This window comes from Marinobacter sp. W-8 (assembly GCF_044342215.1).
In the GTDB taxonomy this organism is placed as follows: Bacteria; Pseudomonadota; Gammaproteobacteria; order Pseudomonadales; family Oleiphilaceae; genus Marinobacter; species Marinobacter nauticus.
In genome coordinates this window covers 2,204,387-2,229,501 of the sequence record NZ_CP172297.1, presented here as the reverse complement: position 1 = coordinate 2,229,501, position 25,115 = coordinate 2,204,387, and the positions used below count along the sequence as shown (strand labels likewise).

The 25,115-nt window shown below is 58.4% G+C and carries 19 protein-coding genes; 12 read left to right on the top strand and 7 right to left on the bottom strand.

Features of this window, described 5'->3' with window-relative positions:
* The first annotated feature begins 216 nt into the window (after positions 1-216).
* Positions 217-702, top strand: a complete 486-nt coding sequence (locus ACF8YQ_RS10380; protein WP_396621323.1) for an HAD family hydrolase — start codon at positions 217-219, stop codon at positions 700-702.
* Positions 703-1,039: 337 nt separating this feature from the next.
* On the opposite strand, the gene ACF8YQ_RS10375 is transcribed toward ACF8YQ_RS10380, so the two are convergent.
* Positions 1,040-1,999, bottom strand: coding sequence for an AraC family transcriptional regulator (locus ACF8YQ_RS10375; protein ID WP_226597252.1), 960 nt, complete (start codon positions 1,997-1,999; stop codon positions 1,040-1,042).
* Positions 2,000-2,138: 139 nt separating this feature from the next.
* Here ACF8YQ_RS10375 and ACF8YQ_RS10370 point away from each other — a divergent pair, with 139 nt between their 5' ends.
* From ACF8YQ_RS10370 to msrB, 4 genes are all read left to right on the top strand, one after another.
* Complete coding sequence (locus tag ACF8YQ_RS10370; RefSeq protein ID WP_396621322.1) at positions 2,139-2,957, top strand: NAD(P)H-binding protein; 819 nt, start codon at positions 2,139-2,141, stop codon at positions 2,955-2,957.
* Positions 2,958-3,108: 151 nt separating this feature from the next.
* A complete protein-coding gene (locus ACF8YQ_RS10365) occupies positions 3,109-3,810 on the top strand; it encodes a response regulator transcription factor (protein ID WP_014421837.1) in 702 nt (233 codons plus the stop codon).
* Between the two features lie 2 nt (positions 3,811-3,812).
* Positions 3,813-5,279, top strand: coding sequence for an ATP-binding protein (locus ACF8YQ_RS10360; RefSeq protein ID WP_396621321.1), 1,467 nt, complete (start codon positions 3,813-3,815; stop codon positions 5,277-5,279).
* Positions 5,280-5,375: 96 nt separating this feature from the next.
* On the top strand, positions 5,376-6,584 hold the full coding sequence (gene msrB / locus ACF8YQ_RS10355) for a peptide-methionine (R)-S-oxide reductase MsrB (protein ID WP_396621320.1): 1,209 nt from the start codon (positions 5,376-5,378) through the stop codon (positions 6,582-6,584).
* A gap of 34 nt (positions 6,585-6,618) precedes the next feature.
* Here the strand turns inward: msrB and ACF8YQ_RS10350 are convergent, their stop codons facing one another.
* The 3 genes from ACF8YQ_RS10350 to ACF8YQ_RS10340 are packed head-to-tail and all read right to left on the bottom strand — an operon-like array spanning position 6,619 to position 10,972.
* Positions 6,619-7,827 (bottom strand): efflux RND transporter periplasmic adaptor subunit, encoded by a 1,209-nt coding sequence (locus tag ACF8YQ_RS10350; RefSeq protein WP_396621319.1) that lies wholly within the window; start codon positions 7,825-7,827, stop codon positions 6,619-6,621.
* A 27-nt stretch (positions 7,828-7,854) separates the two neighbouring features.
* The gene (locus ACF8YQ_RS10345) at positions 7,855-10,230 is read right to left on the bottom strand and encodes an ABC transporter permease (RefSeq protein ID WP_396621318.1); all 2,376 of its coding nucleotides are present in this window, start codon (positions 10,228-10,230) and stop codon (positions 7,855-7,857) included.
* Between the two features lie 4 nt (positions 10,231-10,234).
* Entirely contained in the window at positions 10,235-10,972 is a 738-nt protein-coding gene (locus tag ACF8YQ_RS10340) for an ABC transporter ATP-binding protein (RefSeq protein WP_011784524.1), read from the bottom strand.
* Between the two features lie 146 nt (positions 10,973-11,118).
* Here ACF8YQ_RS10340 and yghU point away from each other — a divergent pair, with 146 nt between their 5' ends.
* Genes yghU through ACF8YQ_RS10325 form a run of 3 tightly spaced genes read left to right on the top strand, consistent with a single transcriptional unit; the run spans position 11,119 to position 15,263 of the window.
* Complete coding sequence (gene yghU / locus ACF8YQ_RS10335) at positions 11,119-11,991, top strand: glutathione-dependent disulfide-bond oxidoreductase (RefSeq protein WP_022992571.1); 873 nt, start codon at positions 11,119-11,121, stop codon at positions 11,989-11,991.
* Positions 11,992-12,007: 16 nt separating this feature from the next.
* Positions 12,008-14,413, top strand: a complete 2,406-nt coding sequence (locus tag ACF8YQ_RS10330) for a Lon protease family protein (RefSeq protein WP_396621317.1) — start codon at positions 12,008-12,010, stop codon at positions 14,411-14,413.
* Positions 14,388-15,263, top strand: a complete 876-nt coding sequence (locus ACF8YQ_RS10325) for a universal stress protein (protein ID WP_396621316.1) — start codon at positions 14,388-14,390, stop codon at positions 15,261-15,263. Before ACF8YQ_RS10330 ends, ACF8YQ_RS10325 begins: the two co-directional genes overlap by 26 nt.
* 27 nt (positions 15,264-15,290) lie before the next feature.
* On the opposite strand, the gene ftsH is transcribed toward ACF8YQ_RS10325, so the two are convergent.
* Genes ftsH through ggt form a run of 3 tightly spaced genes read right to left on the bottom strand, consistent with a single transcriptional unit; the run spans position 15,291 to position 19,242 of the window.
* On the bottom strand, positions 15,291-17,192 hold the full coding sequence (gene ftsH / locus ACF8YQ_RS10320) for an ATP-dependent zinc metalloprotease FtsH (protein ID WP_396621315.1): 1,902 nt from the start codon (positions 17,190-17,192) through the stop codon (positions 15,291-15,293).
* Entirely contained in the window at positions 17,189-17,437 is a 249-nt protein-coding gene (locus ACF8YQ_RS10315) for a YkoF family thiamine/hydroxymethylpyrimidine-binding protein (RefSeq protein WP_011784528.1), read from the bottom strand. Before ACF8YQ_RS10315 ends, ftsH begins: the two co-directional genes overlap by 4 nt.
* A gap of 44 nt (positions 17,438-17,481) precedes the next feature.
* On the bottom strand, positions 17,482-19,242 hold the full coding sequence (ggt, locus tag ACF8YQ_RS10310) for a gamma-glutamyltransferase (RefSeq protein WP_396621314.1): 1,761 nt from the start codon (positions 19,240-19,242) through the stop codon (positions 17,482-17,484).
* Positions 19,243-19,386: 144 nt separating this feature from the next.
* Between ggt and purU the strand changes: the two genes are divergently transcribed.
* The 4 genes from purU (at position 19,387) to pheA (ending at position 25,114) form a co-directional block, all read left to right on the top strand.
* Positions 19,387-20,241 carry a formyltetrahydrofolate deformylase gene (purU, locus tag ACF8YQ_RS10305; protein ID WP_153741059.1) on the top strand — a complete coding sequence of 285 codons (855 nt, stop codon included), beginning with the start codon at positions 19,387-19,389 and terminating at the stop codon, positions 20,239-20,241.
* Between the two features lie 126 nt (positions 20,242-20,367).
* Entirely contained in the window at positions 20,368-22,935 is a 2,568-nt protein-coding gene (gyrA, locus tag ACF8YQ_RS10300) for a DNA gyrase subunit A (protein ID WP_396621313.1), read from the top strand.
* Entirely contained in the window at positions 22,932-24,014 is a 1,083-nt protein-coding gene (gene serC / locus ACF8YQ_RS10295; RefSeq protein WP_396621312.1) for a 3-phosphoserine/phosphohydroxythreonine transaminase, read from the top strand. Before gyrA ends, serC begins: the two co-directional genes overlap by 4 nt.
* A gap of 2 nt (positions 24,015-24,016) precedes the next feature.
* Positions 24,017-25,114: a prephenate dehydratase gene (gene pheA, locus ACF8YQ_RS10290; RefSeq protein ID WP_396621311.1), complete on the top strand. Its 1,098-nt coding sequence runs from the start codon at positions 24,017-24,019 to the stop codon at positions 25,112-25,114.
* Position 25,115: the final 1 nt, after the last annotated feature.

Below are 25,115 nucleotides of genomic sequence, written 5' to 3'. Positions count from 1 at the left end.
GTGTAAGCGTTATTGGTCGAAATATAAGAAAGTCCTAAAACGAGGGGCCATCAAAAACGAAACCGAGTATTGTTTGATCAATGGGTTGCTAACTGATTTGGATAATGGGCTTTCAGATGAAGAGACCGAAGCATTGTCGGTAATGGTTGGCAAGTTTGAACAAACTGAATGAAGAGGCCATAAAGGTTGTTTCAGGTCGCCGGTGCGCCCCGCGTTATGCGCGTAAGAAAGTTTGGTGATAGACGCATATCTCTTCGACTGGGGGGACACTTTAATGGTGGATTTCCCCGGAACTCCCGGAAAATGTGTGATTGGCCGGTGGTCCAGACAGTTGATGGTGCGCCGGAAGCATTAAAATGTTTGTCCCAGTCTGCAAACATCTATGTGGCTACGGGAGCGGAGGACTCGTCCGAGTCAGAGATTAAACGGGCGTTCAGTCGAGTCGGGCTGGATGAGTTTTTATCGGGCTACTTCTGTAAATCTAACGTTGGGCTTGCCAAAGGAAGCCCGGGATTTCTGGAAGTTATCTTGAGCCACTTGGGTTTGCCTACCTCTCGAACGGCAGTGGTGGGCGATAGCTTCGTTAAAGATATGAAGCCCGCAATGCGGTTAGGTCTTAAGCCTATCTGGTTGACCCAGGAAAATGCACCTCGGGGAACTGAGGTTCGTGTCATCAGGAACTTGCGAGAATTGTGCATGTAATCAGGTTGATGGCTACGATGCCGGCATCACGTTGATCTGGAATGCGCCCCTTTGGTTCCTATACCACTAACGTTACGCACTAACTGGATGATGAACGTGACTAAAACTCTGTATTTACTGCTGGTGTGTGTCTTGGTTGCTGGCTGTAGCAGCAAAGCCGTGTATGACAATGTGCAGCGAAACAACCGACAGGAATGTGTCAGTGTGCCACCCCCTCAGTATGATGAATGCATCGAACGTTCCAGTAAGTCATACGAAGAGTACGAGAGGGATCGGTCTGAGGTACTCAAGTCTGAACCATAGAGCCGTGGGCGGGAAAGTCGGGCTCATTATGTGATTACCTTTCGCAGCCTTTCCGCCGCAGTGGTGGCACCCCGAAAACCCGCTTGTAAGCCCTCGAAAACGCCGCTTCGGATTGGTACCCCAGCTCTTCAGCCAGCTCAGTCAATGTCACGGGTGATTGACCAATTCTGAGACGCGCCAGGTTCATCCTCCATTCGGTCAGGTACTGTTTTACTGAAGTGCCTATCACCTCGGTAAACCGGGCGGAAAACCCGGAGCGGGACATGCCCGCGTGCCTGGCCAGCCGGCTGACTGTCCAGTCAGCCTCAGGATGTGCGTGTATGGCCGCCAGAGCCTTGCCCAGTTTCGGATCTTTCAGCGCACCCAGCCAGCCTTTGCTGGCTTCCGCGCTGGAGTTGATCCAGTGTCGTATGGCCTGAATCACGATGATATCTGCCAGGTGGGCCATCACCGTGACCCCGCCGGGTGATAGTGCGCGGGCTTCCTGCTCCATCAGTTGTATCAGCGTTGTAAGCTGGGCGGGCAGGGCGCCATCGTCGCCTTTTATGTGAATGCACTGTGGCAGTTCACGAATGAGCTTCTGAGCCGCAATCTGGTCGAAGCCAAGCACGCCGCAGGTCAGTCGGGTTTCTTCTTCGCCCGTGCGCTGTTCTTCCGTGCCGGCCCCGCCATAGCGCATGAACTCAAAGCGGTCTGTCAGCCGGGTGACGGGAATATCAAAAAAGGGCTCGCACGGCTGATTGTTACTATGGGAGATACAGTGGCCTTCCCCTTTGGGTACCAGCGCCATGTCGCCCGTTTTAAGGAGCAGGCTATCCTGGTCTTTGAAACGCAACCAGCAGCTTCCCTGGGTGACGATGTGAAACATCATTTTGCCCCCGAGCGGCGGCATCTCCATGCCCCAGGGGCTAATCAGTTCGGCAGTCGCGTAGACGGTACCATCCATGCGAAGTGAACACAGCGTCTCGCCGAGTGGATCGGAGGTTGTCGGCATGCGCCGCTCAAGTTCAGGGATCATTGTTTCTCACGGGTTTTGGACGATCTGCAAAATATAGTAGATAGAAAAGCATTAAGCATCAGTTTTTGTCCTCGTAAACTGGAACCTTCAGTGATCGTTTAACGAGGACCAAACCATGACATCAGAAGTCATCGCTGTTGTTGGCGCCACCGGTAAGACCGGTTCCAGGGTATTGGCAAAACTGGGTGAGATGGGGCTGGAGGCGCGCGGCCTGTCACGCTCTTCTCCCATCCCCTTTGATTGGGCAGACCGCAGTACCTGGGCCGCGTCACTTCAGGGAGTGCGTGCTGCCTACGTTACGTATTTCCCGGATCTCGCGGTGCCGGCGGCGGAAACGGATGTGCGTGCCTTTGTGGCGGAAGCTAAACAGCAGGGTGTGGCGCACCTCGTATTGATGTCGGGGCGTGGAGAGGCGGGTGCACGGCGGGCAGAACAGGTACTGGAAAGCAGCGGGTTGGACTGGAACGTGGTTCGCGCCAGCTGGTTTATGCAGAACTTCAGTGAAAGCTTTATGCTGCAGGGCCTGCAGGCGGGTGAGCTGGTGCTCCCCAGGCCCAACGCCAGAGAACCATTCATCGATGTGGATGACCTGGCCAGTGTGGCGGTAGCGTCGCTGACCAATCCCGCATTGAAAAACCAGGTATTGGAAGTTACCGGTCCGGAGCTGCTCTCGTTCGAGGAGTGTGTGCATGCGATTGCTGCGGCCACTGGCCGTGAGATCCGGTTTACGCCGTTACCGGTGGAGGCCTATCTGGATGGCGCCAGGGCGCTGGGTATGGCAGACGACATGGCGTGGCTGATCAACGAACTGTTTGTGAAAATTCTTGATGGCCGCAATGAAAGCACCACTCAAACGGTTGAAGAAGTGCTGGGGCGGCCTGCGCGCCGGTTCAGAGACTATGTCACTGACGTTGTGCCTACGGGGGTGTGGTGATTGGGTGATCGCTTGCTTGAGGTTCGATATTGTCTGTGTCCGGAGTTTATGAAGAAGTTTATGGTTTTGTGAACTTTCCACGATAGACTCAGAGGACTGACGATAATACTGGATTGACAGTCAGTGTTGACCGAAAGGAGCCCTCAGCTGCATGCCGCGCACGGTATTGATAATCGAAGACAATCCCGGTATCGGCGAACTGGTCCGCATGCAGGTATCCGACCTGGGCATGACTGCGGTTCTTCGGGACCGGGGCGACAGCGGCCTGGCGCGTTTCCGGGACGGTGGTATTGACCTGGTGATTCTGGACCTCATGCTTCCGGGCCTGGATGGCCTGGCGGTGTGCCGGGAAATACGCTCCAGTGCGGGTTATGTGCCGGTGCTCATGCTGACCGCCAAGAGCACCGAGCTGGACAGGGTGCTGGGGCTGGAAATGGGGGCGGATGACTACCTCACCAAGCCTTTCAGCGTGGCGGAACTGTCCGCTCGCATCAAAGCTCTGTTCCGGCGCGTGGACGCGCTCTCCCGGAAGAGCTCAGCCGAAGACGATGTGGCGGAGATTGAGGCGGACGGGCTGCGGATTGATCCGGTTCGGCGCCGGGTGTTCCTGGAGTGCCGCGAGCTCGATCTGACCGCCCGTGAGTTCGATCTTCTGTGGCACTTTGCTTCCCATCGTGGCCGGGTTTTCAGCCGGGCCCAATTGCTGGATGCCGTCTGGGGGTACAATCACGACGGCTACGAGCACACCGTAAACACCCATATCAACCGCCTGCGTAACAAGATTGAGCCCGATCCGGCCGAACCGCGTTACGTTCAGACGGTCTGGGGCGTGGGCTATCGGTTTATGGATTAACCATGGGCCTTTCCGTGCTTCGAACCCTGTATGCGAGGCTGGCCATTGGTCTGTTCCTGCTGCTGTTGGTGGTGGGCGGGCTATTCACTTTGCTGAGCCTGGCCTCGGTCAGGGAGTATTCGGCTGCCGTTAACCAGCAACTGAACCGGAATCTGGCGCAGAATCTGGTCTCTGACCGAAATCTGGTCACCGATGGCCAGTTGAATCGGGATGCCCTGAAGCAGCTGTTCGAGCTGTATATGACGATCAATCCCAGCCTTGAGATTTACCTGTTGGATACCGACGGGGCCATTCTTGCCTATTCCGCCGATCCGGACCGAATCAAGCGCAATCGGGTATCCCTCGAACCAATCCAGACACTGCTCGAAAACCCGGACGCCTATCCTCTGCCGGGGGACGACCCTCGTAGTCACGATCGGCAAAAAGTGTTCTCTGTAACCCCTGTTCCCTCGGCAATCGACCCTGCCGGCTATCTTTATGTGGTTCTGAGGGGTGAAGAATTCGACCTCGCGGAGAGCATGGTGCACAGCAACCGGTTGTTGCAGATGGGCGCAGGCGCCCTGGCGGTGAGCCTGCTCGTCGGGCTCCTGGCCGGGTTGGTGTTCTTCCGAATGTTAACGCGGCGGCTGTCCCGGCTGACTGAACGGGTGGAGTCGTTTGAACGGGAATTGTCCTCTGAGCAGAGTCCTCCACTGGCCGAGAAGGGCGACGACATTGATTACCTGGCCTCTCGGTTTGATCTCATGGCGCGACGCATTGTGGCGCAACTGGATCTCCTGAAGCACAAAGACGCCCAGCGTCGACAGCTGGTTGCTCAGGTGTCTCACGATCTTCGAACACCGCTGGCGTCTATTCAGGGCTACCTGGAAGCGCTGCGGATGAAGCATGAGACCCTGGAAGCCGAAGAGCGAGGACGGTTCCTGGCGGTGGCCCTGTCAGAAACACACCGGTTGGGCAGGCAGGTTGAGGAGTTGTTCGAGCTGGCCGCCCTGGACGCCCGTGAAAAACAGCCGGATATCGAGCCGTTTGTCATTGCCGAGTTGCTCTACGACGTCGTTCAGAAGCATAGACCTGCGGCAGACCGAGCTGGTGTTGAACTCATCATTTCGGCGACAGAGACCGAGAGCGTGCTGGCGGATATTGCGATGACCGAGCGGGTTCTGGACAATCTCATCAGCAATGCCATCGCCCATTCTCCGCGAAATACAAGAGTCATACTCACGATGTCAGTACGGGATGGTGGAGCAGCGATCACTGTTGCCGATGCTGGGCCTGGCATCCGCCAAGAAGACCTTGGCCAGGTGTTTGACCCCTTCTACCAGGCCGCCGGAGCCGAACGCACCGGGCATGCCGGCCTGGGACTTGCGATCGCCCAGCGCTTGGTCGTCCTGCAGCATGGCAGGCTCTCAGCGCACAATGCGAACGGTGCTGTCTTTACCCTCTGGCTACCGTTAGCTTCCTCCAGCTAGCTTTCCGCTGCGTTATAGATTTGTGATAGTTGCTGAACGTTTTTGTGAATTCAGATCGCTAGGCTGTGATTATGGATTCAAGCGAGGAGAAGTGTCATGAAACGCAAAGTTAAAGGTCTGTTTTCCGCCCTGGCGCTGGTCTCCGCCGCCGGTCTTTTTGCGGCACAGGTGGCAGCAGAGCGAGTGGATAGTGCAGGTAATGCCTATGCACCGGATGATCCGGATCTGGCCGTGGCAACCTTTGCTGGCGGCTGTTTCTGGTGCGTAGAAGCCGGCTACGAAAAGATTCCTGGTGTTGTCGAGGCAGTGTCTGGCTACGCTGGTGGAGAAGAAAAAAGTCCGACCTATAAACAGGTCTCTTCCGGGCGCACAGGCCACACTGAAGCCGTCCAGGTATATTACGACCCGGATAAAATGACCTATGAGGGCTTGCTGGCCGGCCTCTGGCGAATGATGAATCCGACCGACCTGGAGGGCCAGTTCGTTGACCGTGGTCGGCAGTACCGGCCCACCATTTTTTACCACAACGAGGAGCAGAAGCGCCTCGCAGAGGCGGCAAAGCAGGCACTGGAGGCTTCCGGCGTCTATGACAAACCGGTGGTGATCCCCATTGAGCCGCTCAAGAGATTCTATCCGGCGGAGGAATACCACCAGGACTACTACAAGAAGAATCCGGTCCGCTACAAGTTCTATACCTTCAATTCGGGTCGTTATCAGTTTATTGAAGAGGTCTATGGCGAGGATTATGAGCTGGATTTCTCGCGCTATCAGCCCAATACCGGAGTCAATGACTCGATGCCTGCGGAGGACGATCCGACAGAAGCGGCGGCAAGCGGGGGTTTTAACCCCGAACGTTTTCAAAAGCCGGATGACAAGACTCTTCGGCAGCGTTTGACGGAAATGCAGTATGAGGTCACGCAGGAGGATGGTACTGAACACGCCTTCAACAATACCTACTGGGACAACACCAGGGAGGGGCTTTATGTGGATGTCGTTTCCGGTGAGCCGCTGTTCTCCTCACGGGATAAGTACAAGTCCGGTACCGGCTGGCCGAGCTTCACTCGCCCGATAACGCCAGAGGCAGTGGTAGAACGTGAGGACAAGTCGTTTTTCATGACCCGGACGGAGATTCGCAGTGCCCATGCTGATTCTCATCTGGGCCATGTCTTTGACGATGGTCCGGCGCCGACGGGATTGCGCTATTGTATGAATTCCGCAGCCATGAAGTTCATCCCGCTGGAGCAAATGGAAGCCGCGGGGTATGGCAAATGGATCGACGCTGTGAAAGCTCAGGGCGAACGTTAACTGGGCCGTTGGGGCAGGGTTTGTGCGGGGTTCGTTATCGTATCCGAACCTGATCGCCGTCTTCCAGGCCACGGCCGGGGTGCCGGACCACCTGAACGCCCTCCTGCAGTCCCTGCGTTACCTGGGTCATTAAACCGTTGGATGGTCCTGTTGTGACTGTCCGGCGTCTCGCCGTCTCGCTCTCAACCACGAAAACCGCAGAAGCGCCGTTGTATTCGAAGATCGCTGAGGTGGGTACCTGCAAGGTGTCTTCGCTTTGCCACAGGATAAAGTCAGCGTCCACTCGGTAGCCGTCTCCCAGCTGTCGCCACTGCTCCCGTGGGCTGACCATATCGGCAATAACCTGAACCCGTTGTTCTTCCACGCCCAGAGCGGATACATCCTCAAACCCGATAGGCTCGATACGACGAACCGTTGCTTCCAGTACCGGCCCGCCCCAGCCACTCAGTCGCACGCCAAGGCCGGGTTCCAGTTTGACGGCATCGAAACTCAAGACCTCGACCACCACTTCCAGAGCGCCAGGGTCTCCGACCTCCAGTATCGGCTCGCCGGCCTGGATGACGCCCTCGCTCTGGCGAACCAGAGCCAGAACCGCGCCGTTAACCGGAGAGCGCACGGCGACCCGCTCGGCAGGTTTCTGACCATTGGAGGACGCGGTTGAAATCTGCAGCCGGGTTTGAGCGGCGGCCAGTTCATGGGCGGCCACCTCTTCATCAAAGCGGGCGGAACGCAGGATTGCCTGTGCCCGGGCTGCCGTGGATTTCGCCTGTTGTAACTGTTCGGTGGAGACAAAGCGGGATTCTTCCAGAGCGAGCAGGCGCTGGTATTCATTCTGAGCGAACTCAGCATCAGCCTCCGCCGCCTGAACCTTTTGTTGGATGGATTGAAGTGCTGCCTGGGCGGCGGCTGCCCGAGCCTCGGCTTCGGCACGGGTCCGGGCGTCCAGGATGCTGGCGGGCGTCGGGTCCACAAACGTCAGTAGCTCCCCGGGAATCACCGCGTCGCCTACGTCCAGCTGAACCCGGTGAATATAGCCGGCCACAGGGGAGGAAATCAGATAGCGATCTTTGACCCGGGTTTTGCCCTCTTCAAGAATGGTCACTTCCATGGGGCCGCGCTCGACGGGGGCAAGGTCAACCCAAACGGGCTCTGGCCGCAGGATAAGCGCGAAGACGATGGCGGCTAGTGAGGCCATCAAAAGCCAGAAGGCCCATTTTCCTTTTGAGATGCGTTGTGTCGCCATGTTGGGTCCCATGTGAGTGTGTGTGCATTATTCCCGGGTTTTCAGAACCGCGACAAGGTCCAGTTTACGAAGTCGCCACCAGGTGATGAAGCCGGAAATCAATGCCGACAAAATGACCACGTTGGCCGCCAATGCCAGGGTTTGGCCGGTCAGGACCAGAGGAACGCGATAGAGTTCGGTCTGCATCGCGGTAACCACAAAACTTGCCAGTCCAAAACCAATCGCCCAACCCAGAGGAATTCCCAGTAACAGCAGTATGGCCAGTTCCCCGAGCAGAATGTGGGCGACTTCGTTGTGGCTGTACCCCAGTACTCTCAAGCTCGCCAGGTCTCGCCCCCGTTCGGCCAGGGAAATCCGCGCGGTATTGTAGATCACACCAAAAGCAATAATGCCGCCGAGCAGGCTGATGATGAAGGTGTAGGTCAGGAAGGTGCGCGCGAGCGTCTCGAAGAAACTGTCGAGCATTGCCTGTCGCAGATTGGTGGCCATCACTCCCGGCGTATCCCGGAGTTCCTGGTAGACGGTGTTGGTTTGCTCCGGCGCCAGATTCATCAGCATCTGGTTCACTCTCGGGCCTTCGCGAAGCGCCTTGTTCATGGCGGCCAGATTCATGTAGGCGCCCACACCGAGGAACTCGCTGGTAATGCCAGCCACCGTGAGATCCAGTTCCGGGCGTCGGCCTTCCAGCACTCGCACCCGAACTGTGTCTCCGGTCTCAACATTCAGGGCCTTGGCCAGAAAGTCGGTTACCAACAGGCCGGCAGCAGGAATGGCCACGTTCTCCAGATCCTGGTTAACCACGAATTGCAGTTTGGCGTCCCGGGGCAAGCCGGTGAGCACCGTGCGCCATCTGCGGTGTTCGTTAACCAGCTCTACGGTAACGGCCCGGCGTCCTTCGACGTAACGCACACCGGATTGGCGCGCCATTCCGTACAGTGCGGTCGGGTCGACCGGGTCGGTGAGTGTGGCGGTCAGGTCCTGCTTCTGCACCCGGGCGAATTGGGTGTGCACCATCAGCGAAACAGAGCTGAACTGGAAATTGCCCACCACCACGATGGCCGTGGCCATGGCAATGCCGAATACCGAGAGGGCGGTTCGGCCAGGCTTGCGGGCAAGCTGCCTGACGATCATGCGTGAAGGCTGATGAAAGCGCACCCAGCCCAGCACCCGTTCGGTAACGGTAACCCGGTATCGGGCGGGGCTCTCGGGCTGCATGGCTTCCGCCGGGGGCAGGGCGGCCGCCGCGCGGATGGAGCGCCAGCCGCCGAGCAGTGCAACTGCCATACTGATCAGGGCCAGTAACGCCAGCCACCAGGGATTGATTCGGAACAGTAGCGAAGGGAAGCGGTAGTAATCCATATACAGCTCTCCCAACCGATGCCCCAGCCAGAGGCCACTGGCGCAGCCGATGGCAAGCCCGGTAAACGCAATGGCCAGCACCAGTTGGCTATAGTGCCAGCCGATCTGGCCATTGCTGTAGCCGAAGGCTTTGAGAATGGCGATGATTTCCCGCTGGGTACTGATCAGGCGTGTCACCACCACATTGAGCAGAAACATGGCGACGCCCATAAAAATGGACGGAAAGATAATCGCCATGGCCTTCAGCTGCTCGAGCTCGTCACTGAGAAAACGGTGTGAGAACTGGTCAGCCCGGGCGAACGCACCGGTACTGCCGTAGCGCGCCAGCAACCGGTCCAGCGGGTCGATCACATCTTCCACAGGATGCCGTGGGTCGATCTGCAGTGCCAGGCTGTTGAAGGCGCCCCGCATGTCCATGGCGGCGGCCAGTGCTTCCTGATTCAGCCAGAGCACGCCAAAGCGCTGATAATCCGGCAGCATGCCCCCCGGAGGTATCACGTAGATGAATTCCGGCGACTCGACAATGCCCACGATTTTCAGGGTTTGTTGTCGGCCATTGATGATGGCGTTGAAACTGTCGTCCAGAGTGAGCTGGTGCGCATCCGCGAAGCTGCCAATGATTGCGACTTCATTGGCGTGGGTGGCGCTTGGCAGTCGACCTTGCCGGACATACAACTGGTTTACCCCGGGTTGGCCGGTCGGAGGAACAGACACCAGGTGGGCCGACACAGGTTCATCGTAATCGGGGAGATTGAGCTTCGCGGCGCCTTCCACCCGGCCGCTCAGGCGGGTCACACCCGGTAGCTCGGAAACCGTTTTCAGCACATGGCGGGGGGCCCGTTTTACCGAAACGAAAACATCAGCAAACTGGTGCTCCTGATAGTACTGATCCCGGGTGGCTGTGAGGGAGGAGTAATTGACCAGGGACATCAGGCAAACCGCGATCCCGCCCGCAATCACCAGCGCGATCGCCAGCAACTGGCCGCGCATCTGCCAGATTTCCCGTCGCAGTTTGGTGTGCAGTACGCTCGGCCCGAAAATCATGGCATCACCAGCTCAGGGTGTTCGGGTCCTGGCGTTCTGAGTTGCGGTGCTCACCGCTGATCACGCCATCCGAAAGGGTGATCACTCTGTCCGCCATGTTCGCGATTGAAGCATTGTGGGTGATGATCACCGTGGTGGTGCCGGTTTCCCGGTTGGCCCGTTCCAATGCCGCGAGGACCAGAATACCGGTGGCCGAGTCCAGGGCTCCGGTAGGCTCATCGCACAGCAGCACCCGGGGTCGCTTGGATATGGCTCTGGCAATGGCCACTCTTTGTTGCTCGCCACCGGAAAGCTGAGCCGGAAAATGGTCCAGGCGACTGGCCAGGCCCACCATGTCCAGGGCTTCTTCCGGCGCCATGGGGTCACGGGCAATCTCGGTCACGGCGATGACGTTTTCGCGGGCGGTCAGGCTGGGGATGAGGTTGTAAAACTGAAACACGAACCCGACATAATCCCGGCGATAGCGGGTAAGCTCCCGGTCTGAGGCGCCGGCCAGATCGATGTCCTGATAACGAACTTCGCCGGTAGTGGGCACATCCAGTCCGCCCAGAATGTTCAGAAGCGTGGATTTGCCTGAGCCTGAGGCGCCAAGCATTACTACCAGCTCCCCCGGATAAAGGCTGATATCGACCCCCCGCAGTGCATGCACTTCCACATCGCCCTGACGGTAGGTTTTGGTCAGGCCTTTCGTTTGAAAGACAGGAGCGGTCCGGTCGGCGTGACACGCCATGGCAGGTTCCATTGCAGTCCAGTTGATCCAGAGCCGAGTATAGCCCAATACCGATGACCGATTATTGATCCCGCGCAGACGTATTCCACGTGCGTACCCGTGCCGGATTCGGTTACAGTCATGCCACTAACCCTGTAAAGCCAATGGGAGAAAACGGAATGAGTGACCCAACTTACACACCTCCGAAAGTCTGGAAATGGGATCCGAACAACGGCGGCAAGTTCTCTAACATCAACCGCCCCATCGCCGGCCCTACCCATGAAAAAGAGCTGCCGGTGGGGGAGCATCCGTTCCAGCTTTATTCCCTGGCAACGCCCAACGGTGTCAAGGCAACGGTCATGTTTGAGGAGCTGCTGGAAAAAGGCATCAAGGAGGCGGAATACGATGCCTGGCTGATTCGCATCACCGAAGGGGATCAGTTCAGCAGCGGGTTCGTGAAGGTGAATCCCAACTCCAAGATCCCTGCCATGCTGGATCGCAGTGTGGACCCGGCCATCCGGGTTTTTGAGTCTGGTTCCATTCTGTTCTACCTGGCGGAGAAGTTTGATGCATTTCTGCCCAGGGACCCGGCCAAACGCACCGAAACCATGAACTGGCTGTTCTGGCAGATGGGCAGTGCGCCTTTCCTGGGAGGCGGCTTTGGTCACTTTTATGCCTACGCGCCAGAAAAGTACGAGTACCCCATCAACCGCTACACTATGGAAGTGAAGCGCCAGTTGGACGTGCTCGATCGTCAGCTGGCGGATAACCAGTACATTGCCGGTGATGAATACACCATCGCCGACATGGCCATCTGGCCCTGGTACGGAGCCCTGGTGAAAAACATGGTGTACGAGGCGGCCGAATTCCTGGAAGCCCACACCTATACCAACGTGGTTCGCTGGACCGACGAGGTGGCCAAGCGCCCGGCAGTAAAGCGTGGCCGTATGGTGAACAAGGCCTGGGGCGATCTTGCCTCCCAGCTGCACGAGCGGCACGATGCCAGCGATTTTGATTTGCGCACCCAGGACAAACTGGAAGGCAACGCCTAAGCCATAAGGAGGACGGATGGCTCTGCCCGACGCTCTGACCGAAGCACAGATCTACCATCGGTGCCCGCTGGACAAACTGGATTTTGAAACCACGGAAAGTCTGCAAGATCTGGCTCTGCCCTTCGGTCAGGACCGGGCACTGCGTGCCCTGGAATTCGGGGCCAGCATGAAGGCCCAGGGGTTTAACCTGTTCGTGTTGGGGCCCTCCGGTGCCGGCAAGCATGAGCTGGTACGGCGGGTATTGGCCAGCCATGCCGCGGAAAAACCGGTGCCGTCGGACTGGTGTCATGTGTTCAATTTTCAGCAGTCGGACAAACCCGGGGCCATTGAGCTGCCGCCGGGGGAGGGTCGCTTGTTCAAGGCCGATATGAGCGAACTGGCCAACGAACTGAAGACCACCATACCGGCCACCTTTGAAAGCGAGGAATACCAGGCCCGTATTCAGGAATTGCAGGAAGAGGTTACCCGGCGCCAGCAGCAAGGCCTGTCTGAGATTCAGGAAGAGGCAAACGCCAACAATATAGCCATGCTCACCACCCCGGCAGGTTTTACCTTCGCGCCCATGCGCAACGGCGAGGTGATTGAACCTGAGGAATACAAGACCTTCTCCGATGAGGAAAAGGAGTTGGTGGAATCCAAGGTGGAAGACCTCCAGAAAAAGCTGCAGCAGGCCATCCAGCAGGTGCCCCGGCTGCGCAAGGAAGTCCGGGAGCGGGTCCATGCCCTGAATGAAGAAATGGTTCAGCTTACCCTGGGCGGCCCCATGGGGGAGCTGCGCGAGAAGTGGGAGCACGTGCCGGCCGTGGTGGCTCACCTCGACGCGGTGCGAGAGGATGTGGTGGAGCATGCCGAGGCGTTTCAGGATACTGAAAACGGCGCACCGGCAGGGTTGTTGAACCGCTACCGGGTGAACCTGCTGGTGGATAATGCCGAGACCCGTGGGGCCCCCGTCATCTATGAAGATCTTCCCAACCACCAACACCTGGCAGGTCAGATCGAACACCGGGCCCACCAGGGTAACCTGTACACGGATTTCACCCTGATTCGGGCCGGGGCTCTGCATCGGGCCAACGGGGGCTACCTGATCCTCGACGCCCGGCGGGTACTGTCGCAGCCCATGGCCTGGGAAAGCCTCAAACGCATACTCTTTTCCGGCGAGATCCGCATCGAATCCCTGGAGCGCCTGTATGGCCTCGCCACCACGGTAAGCCAACAACCGGAGCCGATTCCGCTTTCGGTAAAGGTGGTGCTGCTTGGCGACCGGATGCTGTATTACCTGCTGTCCCACTACGATCCGGACTTTCTGGACCTGTTCAAGGTGGAAGCGGATTTTGAAGACGACATGGAGCGGGATGAGGCCAGCTACTTACTCTACGCCCGGATGATTGCCACCATGGCCCGGTCGGCTGGCGTAAGAATCCTGGACAGGGAGGCGGTTGCCAGGTTGATTGAACACGCGAGCCGTCTGGCCAGCGATCAGAACAAGCTGACGGCTCATGATCGTGTACTGAAAGATCTGCTCACCGAGGCGGATCATTGGGCTGGTGTGGCCGACAGCCCACACGTGTGCGCCAGCCATGTGCAGCAGGCCATTGACGAGCGGGACTACCGGGCGAGCCGGGTCCGCGAGCGTAGTCTGGAGCAGATTCGCCGAGGTGTGGTGATGATTGCCACTCAGGGCGAGCAGGTGGGACAGGTGAATGGTCTGTCGGTACTGCAGCTAGGTGCCACCCGCTTTGGCCAGCCCACCCGAATTACAGCTACGGCGCGCCCTGGCAAGGGCCAGGTGGTGGATATCGAGCGGGAAGCCAAGCTTGGTGGGCCGATCCACAGCAAGGCGGTGATGATTCTGTCCCGGTTCCTGGCCAATCGTTATGCGCCAATGAATGAGCTGTCACTGTCGGCCAGTCTGGCCTTTGAGCAGTCCTACGGTGGCGTGGAAGGGGATTCTGCCTCGGTGGCGGAAACCTGTGTGTTGTTGTCTGCCATCGCTGGCATTCCGCTCAAGCAATCACTGGCGGTAACCGGTTCCATGAACCAGCATGGTGAGGTGCAGGCAGTGGGCGGCGTCAACGAAAAAATTGAAGGCTTCTTTAATGTCTGCGGGCAGGACGGAGGCGTGAATAGCCAGGGAGCCTTGTTGCCGGCCAGCAATGTGGAGCATCTGATGCTGAATGAATCGGTGCGGGAAGCGGTGCAGGACGGAAGGTTCTCCATTTATCCCGTTACCCATATCGACCAGGCCATTGAGTTGTTGACGGGCCTGGAGCCGGGGCAACCGGATGCTGATGGCGTGTTCCCTGAGGGCAGCTTTAACCGACGCGTGGCAGACAGGCTGGCCGCGTTTGCCGAGGTTGGCAAAAGCAAGGACAAAGACACGGGTCAGGATAATGGCAATGGCGGACACTACGGTCAGTCATAAAACTCCGGAGCCAGACCCCGCCGTAGCCCGGCGGATATTGGTGTTGCTGGATGGTTCCAGGCGGAGTCTGGCAGCCCTGGAGGCTGCGGCAGACATTGCTCGTGCGCAGCAAGCCGAAGTTCTGGGTATCTTTGTGGAGGAAGTAAGCCTGCTGCGTAGTGCCGGTTACGGTTTTGCCCGGGAAGTGGGCCGGAGTTCCGGCGTGGCGAGGCCAATGGATGTCGACGCTCTGGAAGTCCGTATGCAGGCAACTGCAGAGAAGCTTCGCCGTACTCTCGAGCGAACCCTGGCGCCCTGGGGTGTGGCCCAGGCACTGAGATTATGCCGGGGTGAAGTGGTAGAGCAGGTATTGGGGCTGGTACAGCCTGATGATTTGTTGGTGCTCGGCGGGGCTGGCTGGTCCGGTATTTCATCTTTCAAGCTGGGCTCAACCGCGCGGGACCTGTTGCGGCAGGCGCCGGGAGATGTGCTGTTGTGGCCGGAATCGCGCTCATTACCACCGGGCAGGGTGGTGGTGTTGCTGAACCACGATCAGGGCGCGAATCATCGGGCTGTGCGGGTAGGCGTGGAGCTGGCCAGGCGTGGGCAGCGGGCGCTGACGGTACTGGTGCGCTCGGATGCCGCTGATGATCATGGATTGCTTGAGGAGCTTGCCGCCATGCTGGAAACCGGTGGCATTCCTGCCCGCGTCAAGCGTTTGCCCAAAGCCGGCGCGGCTGCCATGGCCCGTGCAGTTCGGGAGGAGAGGGCCTCCCAGCTGGTGATCAGCCGTCAGTGCAGCCTGTTCGAGCAGCAGGGCGCGGAGGCCTTGCTTGCCCAGTTGAATCTGCCGGTCACCATCACGCCTTGAGAGCCCTACGCCACCGCCGTCGATTGTTCAGGCAATCTCCCGGCTGCGGGCTTCCTCCAGCACCTCGGTTATTTCCCCGGCTGACAGGGTTTCCCTTTTCATGACGGCTCTGGCAAGGGCATCCAGTTCCTGCCGGTGTTCGGTCAGGAAGTTCACGGTAAAGGCTTCAAAGGCCAGTAATTGCGACTGGATTTCCGAGTCGATCATTTCCGCGAGTTTTTCGCTGTACTCCCGGGGCGCGCCCATTTCCCGGCCAAGGAACACATGTTCTTCGCCGATGCCCAGGCCCAGCGGGCCGATCTTTTCGCTCATGCCCCACTGGCCGACCATTCGTCTCAGCAGTTTGGTGGCTTCTTTCAGGTCATTCTGGGCGCCGGTACTGACTTCCCCGTAGATGATTTTTTCGGCAGAACGCCCGCCCAGCATCACCTTGATGCGGTCCTCCAGGTAACTTTCGGTGTAATTGTATTTGTCTTCTTTCGGGGTCTGTTCGGTCACTCCCATGGCCATGCCGTGGGGAATAATGGTGATCTTGGTGAGAGGATCTGCCTTGGGCATGTAATAGGCCATAATGGCATGCCCGCATTCGTGGTAGGCCACGGCTTCACGCTCTTCCGGTGTTAACTGGGCGTCCCTTTCTTCACCCAGAATCAGGCGATCGTGGGCCACTTCAAAACAGTGGTTGTTTACCTCAACGAGGTTGTCTCGGGCGGCTGTAAGGGCCGCTTCGTTCACCAGGTTTTTCAGGTCGGCGCCGGAGAAGCCGGTCGTGCGTGCGGCCACCTGCGTCAGGTCTACATCCGCAGCCAGCGGCACCTTGCGCACATGGACCTTCAGAATAGCTTCCCGGGCCTCCCGGTGAGGGCGGTCCAGGGTGATTTTCCGATCAAACCGGCCCGGGCGCAGTAGCGCGGTGTCCAGGACATCCGGCCGGTTGGTGGCGGCCAGCACCAGAATGTTCTCATGGGCCTCGAAGCCGTCCATTTCCGTGAGGATCTGGTTCAGAGTCTGCTCGCGCTCGTCGTGGCCGCCCCCCAGGCCGGCGCCCCGTGAGCGTCCGACGGCGTCCAGCTCATCAATAAAGATTAGTGCCGGGGCTTCCTTGCGAGCCGTCTGGAACATGTCCCGAACCCGCGCGGCGCCAACGCCCACGAACATCTCGATGAATTCGGAGGCGCTGATACTGAAGAAGGGGACTTCCGCCTCACCGGCAATGGCCCGTGCCAGCAGTGTCTTGCCGGTGCCCGGCGGGCCGACCAGGAGAATCCCCTTGGGCATGATGGCACCCAGGCGCCGATACTTATCCGGCGACTTGAGGAAGTCGATAATCTCGGCAATGTCCCGTTTTGCAGACTCAATGCCCGCCACGTCGTTCAGTGTCGTGGTGGAGGTTTCTCTGCGGGCGCGGCGGGCCCTGGACTTGCCATAGTCAAAGGGGCCGCCGCCCTGAGTCATGCGTTTCTGGGCGGCACCCCAGAACCAGAACATCAGCGCCAGTAACAGGATCCAGGGCAGGAAGCCCAGGATCAGCTCCTGCCACCAGGGGCGGCCGGAGCGGGAGCCCCGAACCAGGACTTCTTGTTTTTCCAGTAGTGGTAGCAGCTCCGGGTCTTCCACCTGTGGCCTGAGCGTTATGAAACTGCTCGACGGTGGACGGCTGTCGTTGGAAAACCGGCTGGCACCGGAATCCGTAAAGCGTCCGCTGATCTCTTCGGTACGCAGGGTAACTTCGGCAACCTGGCCGCCCATGACGGCCTGTTTGAACTCGGAATAAGCCAGTTCCTGTTGTTGCTGTTGGTTATTGCCCTGTAGCCACAGGAACATCAGGAAAATGGCCGCGCTCAACCACAGAAACGAGTACTGGTTGGGTATCGCCGGTTGCGGCTGCGGTGACTGATCCTGCTTTCCGGGTTCGTTGCTGGGTGTCATTTCGGCCTCCGGTCACCCTCCATGATTTTTGCTACAAACACCGATTTGCCGTAGGTCTCGAAAGACCATTTCATGGTGTCTGAGAGCACCTTCATCACTTCGTCATACTCGCCGAAGATCTCGGTACTCATGCGACCAGGGTGGACCTCAAGGCTGGTCTGTTCCAGGCGTGCAATCAGATCCCAGATCGGTTGTTTGTAGTCGTCCTTGAGCGGATAGCAGCTCAGTTGTACGGAAAGATACATCAGTTACCTCCTGTCCGGGATGCGCCCGGTCAATATTGAATGGCTCAGAATCCCGTGGCAGACGAGGTGCTGCGCCGGGGATCGGCTCCGCCGTAAAGCGTGCCGTCTTCGCCAATCAGGATGCTCTGGATGGCGCCCATGGCCGAGCCGGTGTTGATGGTGTGCCCTCGCGCCCGGAGCAGATCAAGAGTGTCTGGGCTGATACCCTGTTCCACCCGAATCTCGTCCGGTAACCACTGGTGGTGGATGCGCGGCGCACTGACGGCTGTCTGTATGTTCATATTATGGTCGAGCACATTCATGATCACCTGCAAGGTGGTGGTGATGATCCGGGAGCCGCCGGGGCTGCCGGTTACCAGGAAATTGCGGTCGTCCTTTCGTACGATGGTCGGCGACATGGAGCTGAGCATGCGTTTACCTGGCTCCACCTTGTTGGCTTCGCCGCCGATCAGGCCATAAGCATTGGGAACCCCCGGCTTGGCGCTGAAATCGTCCATCTCGTTATTGAGCAGAAAGCCGGCACCGGCCACGGTAATGCCCGAGCCATAGCTGAAATTGATGGTGTAGGTGTTTGATACCGCGTTGCCCCAGCGGTCCACCACCGAGAAGTGTGTGGTTTCCGGGCTTTCCCGGGGCCCAGGTTTTCCAGGCGCGATCTCGCTGGCGGGCCGGGCCTTGTCTGCCTTGATGGATGTGCGAAGTTGGTCGGCGTAGCCCTTGCTGGTTAGCCCTTCCAGCGGCACAGCTACGAAGTCTGTATCACCCAGGTATTCCGAGCGATCTGCGTATGCCAGTTTCATGGCCTCGGCCATGTGGTGGATAGTGTTTGCGGAGTTGTGCCCCCATTCGCCGATGGGGTAGTCCTCCAGAATGTTGAGGATCTGCACGATGTGAGTGCCGCCAGAGGAGGGCGGCGACATGGAGTAGATATCAAATCCCCGATAGGTGCCGTGGACCGGCTGGCGAACGGCCGGTTCGTAGTTGCGCAGGTCTTCCAGAGTAATCAGACCCTCGCCCCGTTGCATTTCCGCCACAATCAACTGTGCGGTTTCGCCTTCATAGAAGCCTTTTACGCCCTGCTCGGCAATGCGCTGGAGGGTGTCGGCCAGTTCCGGCTGGCGAAACACTTCGCCCGGTTGTGGGGCCGATCCATCTTTTTTATAGAAGGTAGCGCGGGTGGCTGGCCAGCGTTCAAGGCGGTCCCGGGCCTGCTCCAGGCCTTCGGTGAATCGGTGGGGTACCACAAAGCCCTCCCGTGCCAGGCGAATGGCCGGGGCCAGGGCTTGGCTCAGGTTCAGGGTGCCGTGCCGCTCCAGAGCCAGTGCCAGCCCGGCAACGGTGCCGGGTACCCCGGCGGCCTTGTGGCTAAAGCGGCTGCGCTCGCTCACGACATTGCCGTCCTGATCCTGAAACATGGTTTCGGTGGCTGCAGCCGGTGCGGTTTCGCGATAATCAATGGCTTCCGGGGCATCACCGTTACCGGGCGAGTAGACCAGAAAGCCGCCACCGCCAATATTGCCGGAACGGGGTTGGGTGACGGCCAGGGCGAAGCCGGCGGTAACAGCGGCATCAATGGCGTTGCCTCCGTCTTGCAATACCTTCAGGGCAACCTCTGTGGCCAGGGTGTGGCTGGTGGCAACCATACCCTGGGTGCCCTGAACCGGATGGAAACGCTCCCCTTCCAGAATGGCTTGTTCGTTGGCGCTTGTGTTGAAGGCGAGCAGGAAAAGCATCAGCGCGGCTGTCGCTCTCCAGAGCGGTCTGTGGCTGATTTTCGAAGCGGGGCTGTAGATCACTCTGTCCATGGTCGGATTCCTCGTTTCTGGCTGTCAGATAGGCTATCATAGCCGGTCATTTTTACCGGTGCGTACCGACCATCGCCGTGAATGTCCGGTTTGTGGTTTCCTGTCGCGCCCGCTTTCCCCGGATTCAAGTTAAGGAAAGGCTTCATGGAGCATACCTATCGTCTTGTTATTTCCTGCCCGGACAGGGTCGGGATTGTTGCCAAGGTGAGTAATTTTCTGTCCACCTATAACGGCTGGATTACCGAGGCGAGCCACCACTCCGATACCCAGGCCGGCTGGTTTTTCATGCGGCATGAAATCAAGGCCGAATCGATACCGTTCGGGCTGGACCAGTTCCGTGCCGCCTTTGAGCCGATTGCCCGCGAGTTCAACATGAACTGGCACATTGCTGATTCCGCGCGCCCCAAGCGGGTTATCCTGATGTGCAGCAAGGAATCACACTGCCTGGCCGATCTGTTGCACCGTTGGCACAGCAAAGAGCTCAACTGCGAGATCGTTGCGGTGATTTCCAACCACGATGATCTGCGCCGTATGGTGGAGTGGCACGAGATTCCTTACCACCATGTGCCGGTGAGCAAAGAGAACAAGGCTGAGGCCTTCGCCCATATCGACGAGCTGTTCCAGCAATACGAAACCGACGTGGTGGTGCTGGCCCGTTACATGCAGATTCTGCCTGCCGAGCTGTGCGGAAAGTACTCCGGCAAGGTGATCAATATTCACCACAGCTTCCTGCCATCGTTCGCCGGTGCCCGTCCCTACCATCAGGCCTATAGCCGGGGTGTGAAGCTGATTGGTGCCACCTGCCACTATGTCACCGAGGATCTGGACGAGGGTCCGATCATCGAGCAGGACGTCATCCGGATCAGTCACAGCGACTCCATCGAAGACATGGTTCGCCTGGGCAAGGATGTGGAAAAGAACGTGCTGGCCCGGGGCCTGCGGTCCCACATTGAAGACCGCGTGATTACCTACGAAAACAAGACCGTGGTGTTTGATTAAGGCTTTACCACAGTTGCCCCTGGCGGGGGTGGTCTGTGGTATGCTTGGCGGCTTGTTGAAGAATAAAGACGGGGCCCGGAAACGGCCCCGGAACGACTTCCAGATAACGCAAAGGAACCTTTCTCGATGGGTGAGTTAGCCAAAGAGATCCTGCCGGTCAATATTGAAGACGAGTTGAAACAGTCCTACCTCGATTACGCCATGAGCGTTATCGTTGGCCGGGCATTACCCGATGTCCGGGACGGCCTGAAGCCGGTACACCGCCGGGTGCTGTTCGCCATGTCCGAGTTGGGTAACGACTGGAACAAGGCCTACAAGAAGTCTGCCCGTGTGGTGGGTGACGTTATCGGTAAATATCACCCCCACGGTGACTCTGCGGTATACGACACCATCGTTCGAATGGCTCAGCCATTCTCCCTGCGCTACCCGCTGGTAGACGGCCAGGGTAACTTCGGTTCCATCGACGGCGACAATGCCGCCGCCATGCGTTACACCGAAATCCGCATGGAGAAGATCGCCCATTCGCTGCTGGCGGATCTCGACAAGGAAACCGTCGATTACGTAGACAACTACGACGGCACCGAACGTATTCCGGAAGTCCTGCCGACCCGTGTGCCTAATCTGCTGGTGAACGGCTCCTCCGGTATTGCCGTGGGTATGGCCACCAACATTCCGCCCCACAACCTGACGGAAGTGGTGAACGGCTGCCTGGCACTGATCGATAACCCGGATCTCACGGTCGATGAGCTGATGGAATTCATCCCGGGCCCGGACTTCCCCACCCAGGGCATCATCAACGGCCGTGCCGGTATTGTGGAAGCCTACCGTACGGGCCGTGGCCGCATTTATATCCGTGCCCGCCACGAGATTGAGCAGGACAAGAAGACCGGCCGCGAATCCATCATCATCACCGAGCTACCTTATCAGTTGAACAAGGCCCGTCTGATCGAGAAGATCGCGGAACTGGTGAAAGAAAAGCGCCTGGAAGGTATCTCCGAGCTGCGTGATGAATCGAACAAGGAAGGTATCCGGGTTGTGATCGAATTGCGCCGGGGCGAGAACCCGGATGTGATCATCAACAATCTGTTCGCCCAGACTCAACTGGAAACCGTGTTCGGTATCAACATGGTGGCGCTGATCAACGGCGAGCCCAAGACCCTGAACCTGAAAGAAATGCTCGATGCGTTTGTGCGCCATCGTCGGGAAGTGGTCACCCGCCGCACTATTTATGAGCTGCGCAAGGCTCGTGAGCGGGGCCATATTCTGGAAGGTCTCACCGTTGCCCTGGCCAACATTGATGAAATCATCGAGTTGATCAAACAGTCGCCCTCTGCTGCAGAAGCGAAAGAAAAGCTGATGGACAAGGGCTGGGCACCTGGCGACGTACTCGCCATGCTGGAGCGTGCCGGCGAGGATGCTTGCCGTCCGGACGACTTGCCCGAGATCTATGGCCTGCGTGACGGCCTGTACCACCTGTCGCCGGAGCAGGCCCAGGCGATTCTGGATCTGCGACTGCATCGCCTGACCGGTCTGGAGACCGAAAAGCTCCAGAACGAGTACAAGGAAATCCTCGAGAAGATTGCCGATCTGCTGGATATCCTGGGTGATCCCGAGCGTCTCATGCAGGTGATTCGTGACGAACTGGCAGAGATTGTCAGCCAGTATGGCGATGAGCGTCGTACTGAGATCACCAGCTCCCGTCGCGACCTGACCATTGCAGACCTGATCGACGAAGAAGATCTGGTGGTGACTATTTCCCACAGTGGCTATGCCAAGACCCAGGCCGTTGAGGATTACCAGGCCCAGCGTCGTGGTGGCCGGGGTAAAGCGGCAACGTCGATGAAGGACGAAGACTTTATCGAGAAGCTGCTGGTTGCGAATTCCCACGACACCATTCTGTGCTTCTCCAACAAGGGTAAGGTGTACTGGCTGCGGGTGTTCGAGATTCCCCGCGGCAGCCGTGGCTCCCGCGGCCGGCCCATGGTCAACATCCTGCCGCTGGACGAAGGTGAGCGTATTACCACCTTCCTGCCGGTACGTGATTACCCGGAAGACCAGTTTGTGCTGATGGCCACCTCGGCCGGTGTGGTCAAGAAGACACCGCTGCCGAACTTCTCGCGCCCACGCAGCAGTGGCCTGATTGCCTTGAATCTCGATGAGGGTGACACCCTGATTGGTGCCGCCATTACCGATGGTTCTGCCGAAGTGATGCTGTTCTCCAGTGCCGGTAAAGCGGTGCGCTTCCAGGAAGAGCAGGTTCGCCCGATGAGCAGGACGGCTCGTGGTGTCCGCGGTATCAAGATGCCGGAAGGCCACCATGTCGTGTCCCTGATCATTCCGCAGGAAGGCGGTGTGATTCTGACGGCCAGTGAGCATGGTTATGGCAAGCGCACGGCCATTGATGAATTCCCGGCCTACAGCCGTGGCAGCCAGGGCGTTATCGCCATGCAGTGCTCCGAGCGAAACGGTAATCTGGTGACTGCGCTGCAACTGTTTGATGGCGACCAGATGATGCTGATCTCCGACAAGGGCACACTGGTGCGTACCCGCACTGATGAGGTGTCGGTACTGAGCCGGAATACCCAGGGCGTGCGTCTGATCCGTCTGGCCCAGGAAGATGAGCGCCTGGTGGGTGTGGAGCGGATTGCAGAATCCGATGATGAAGAAGTGGAAGGCGAGGAAACCGAAGAATGAGCAGGGCGTTCAATTTCTGTGCTGGTCCGGCCACCTTGCCGGAAGCTGTGCTGAAGCAGGCCCAGAGCGAAATGCTCGATTGGCGCGGCACCGGCATGTCGGTGATGGAGATGAGTCATCGCAGCGATGAGTTTGTTGCCATTGCAGAAGCGGCTGAGAAGGATCTCCGTGAATTGGCCGGTATTTCAGATGATTACGCCGTACTCTTCATGCAGGGTGGAGCTTCCAGTCAGTTCTCGACCATTCCGCTGAATCTGCTTGGTGACAAGGCCTCGGCCGATTATGTGAATACCGGCATCTGGTCGAAAAAGGCCATTGCCGAAGCCAAGCGCTACGGTAATGTGAATGTGGTTGCGAGCTCTGAAGACAGCGGGTTTACCACCATTCCGGATCAGTCCGCCTGGAACACCAGCGCCGATGCCGCTTACCTGCATTACACGCCGAACGAAACCATCGGTGGTCTGGAATACGATTTTATTCCGGACAGTGGCAATGTGCCGCTGGTGGCGGATATGTCTTCCACCATGCTGTCCCGGCCGCTGGATATCAGCAAATTCGGTCTGATCTATGCCGGCGCCCAGAAGAACATCGGCCCCTCGGGCCTGGTGGTGGTAATTATCCGTAGGGATCTCCTGGGTAAGGCCCGGAAAGAGACGCCGACCATGATGAACTATCAGGTCATCGCCGATAACGGCTCCATGTACAACACCCCGGCGACCTATTCCTGGTACCTGTCCGGGCTGGTGTTCAAGTGGCTGAAAGAGCAGGGCGGTGTTCAAGCCATGGGCGAGATGAACGCCCGGAAAGCAAAGAAGCTGTATGGTTTCATTGATGGCAACGATTTCTACGCCAACCCCATTGAACCACGCTTCCGCTCCTGGATGAACGTACCGTTCACTCTGGCCGATGATGCGCTTAATGCTGAATTTCTGAAAGGCGCTGAAGCCCGGCATCTGCTCAACCTGCAGGGCCACCGCTCGGTCGGTGGTATGCGTGCCAGCATCTACAACGCCATGCCGGAAGAAGGTGTCGACGCCCTGATCGACTACATGGCGGAATTTGCGAAGGAGCGGGGCTGATCATGACGGATGAGAAGACCCGCCTGGGGGAATTAAGGGAGGAGATCGACGCCCTCGATCAGCAGATCATGGAGCTGATCAGTGCCCGGGCGAAATGTGCGCAGGAAGTGGCCCGTGTCAAAATGGCGGCCAATCCCGGTGAGGATGTATTCTTTTACCGGCCTGAACGCGAAGCTCAGGTGTTGCGCCGGATCAAGGAAAAGAACCCGGGGCCTTTGCCCGCTGAGGAGATGGCGCGGCTGTTCCGTGAGATCATGTCGGCTTGCCTGGCGCTGGAAAAGCCCATGCATATTGCCTTCCTGGGCCCGGTAGGCACCTTCACCCAGGCGGCGGCGCTCAAACACTTCGGCCACTCTGTCGTCAGCGTGCCGCTGCCTGCGATTGATGCGGTATTCCGCGAGGTGGAGTCCGGTGCGGCGCATTACGGCGTGGTGCCGGTGGAGAATTCCACTGAGGGTATGATCAATCACACCCTGGATATGTTCATGTCTTCGTCGTTGAAAATCTGCGGTGAGGTGCAGCTTCGCATTCATCATCATCTGCTGGTATCGCCGAAGCACAAGGATGAGGAAATTACCCGCATCTATTCCCATCAACAGTCGTTCGCCCAGTGCCGGCAGTGGCTGGATACACATCGCTACGGTATTGAGCGTATTACCGTTTCCAGCAATGCCGAGGCGGCGCGCCGTGCGGCTGAAGAGCCGGGTGCGGCGGCGATTGCCGGAGATATGGCGGCGGAGCTGTACGGTCTGGAAAAGCTGGCTAACAGCATTGAGGATCGCCCGGACAATACCACCCGCTTCCTGATCATTGGGCGGGAGGAGGTGCCGGCCAGTGGCCAGGACAAGTCCTCGATTCTGGTCTCCATGCGCAACAAGCCGGGCGCTTTGTACCAGCTGCTTGAGCCGTTCCATCGTCACGGCATCAGTCTGACACGGATTGAAACGCGGCCTTCGCCCAGTGGCACCTGGGCTTATGTTTTCTACATTGATTTCGAAGGTCACATGCAGGATGACAGGATCAGCAAGGTACTGGCTGAAATTGATGAAGAAGCCGTGGAGCTGAAGCGCCTGGGGTCCTATCCCATCGGCGTACTTTGAT

Bases quoted from the DNA above. Each gene is read 5' to 3' on its own strand.
- ACF8YQ_RS10380 (WP_396621323.1), top strand. From the start codon at position 217: ATGCGCGTAAGAAAGTTTGGTGATAGACGCATATCTCTTCGACTGGGG.
- ACF8YQ_RS10375 (WP_226597252.1), bottom strand. From the start codon at position 1,999: ATGCCGACAACCTCCGATCCACTCGGCGAGACGCTGTGTTCACTTCGC.
- ACF8YQ_RS10370 (WP_396621322.1), top strand. From the start codon at position 2,139: ATGACATCAGAAGTCATCGCTGTTGTTGGCGCCACCGGTAAGACCGGT.
- ACF8YQ_RS10365 (WP_014421837.1), top strand. From the start codon at position 3,109: ATGCCGCGCACGGTATTGATAATCGAAGACAATCCCGGTATCGGCGAA.
- ACF8YQ_RS10360 (WP_396621321.1), top strand. From the start codon at position 3,813: ATGGGCCTTTCCGTGCTTCGAACCCTGTATGCGAGGCTGGCCATTGGT.
- msrB (WP_396621320.1), top strand. From the start codon at position 5,376: ATGAAACGCAAAGTTAAAGGTCTGTTTTCCGCCCTGGCGCTGGTCTCC.
- ACF8YQ_RS10350 (WP_396621319.1), bottom strand. From the start codon at position 7,827: ATGGCGACACAACGCATCTCAAAAGGAAAATGGGCCTTCTGGCTTTTG.
- ACF8YQ_RS10345 (WP_396621318.1), bottom strand. From the start codon at position 10,230: ATGATTTTCGGGCCGAGCGTACTGCACACCAAACTGCGACGGGAAATC.
- ACF8YQ_RS10340 (WP_011784524.1), bottom strand. From the start codon at position 10,972: ATGGAACCTGCCATGGCGTGTCACGCCGACCGGACCGCTCCTGTCTTT.
- yghU (WP_022992571.1), top strand. From the start codon at position 11,119: ATGAGTGACCCAACTTACACACCTCCGAAAGTCTGGAAATGGGATCCG.
- ACF8YQ_RS10330 (WP_396621317.1), top strand. From the start codon at position 12,008: ATGGCTCTGCCCGACGCTCTGACCGAAGCACAGATCTACCATCGGTGC.
- ACF8YQ_RS10325 (WP_396621316.1), top strand. From the start codon at position 14,388: ATGGCGGACACTACGGTCAGTCATAAAACTCCGGAGCCAGACCCCGCC.
- ftsH (WP_396621315.1), bottom strand. From the start codon at position 17,192: ATGACACCCAGCAACGAACCCGGAAAGCAGGATCAGTCACCGCAGCCG.
- ACF8YQ_RS10315 (WP_011784528.1), bottom strand. From the start codon at position 17,437: ATGTATCTTTCCGTACAACTGAGCTGCTATCCGCTCAAGGACGACTAC.
- ggt (WP_396621314.1), bottom strand. From the start codon at position 19,242: ATGGACAGAGTGATCTACAGCCCCGCTTCGAAAATCAGCCACAGACCG.
- purU (WP_153741059.1), top strand. From the start codon at position 19,387: ATGGAGCATACCTATCGTCTTGTTATTTCCTGCCCGGACAGGGTCGGG.
- gyrA (WP_396621313.1), top strand. From the start codon at position 20,368: ATGGGTGAGTTAGCCAAAGAGATCCTGCCGGTCAATATTGAAGACGAG.
- serC (WP_396621312.1), top strand. From the start codon at position 22,932: ATGAGCAGGGCGTTCAATTTCTGTGCTGGTCCGGCCACCTTGCCGGAA.
- pheA (WP_396621311.1), top strand. From the start codon at position 24,017: ATGACGGATGAGAAGACCCGCCTGGGGGAATTAAGGGAGGAGATCGAC.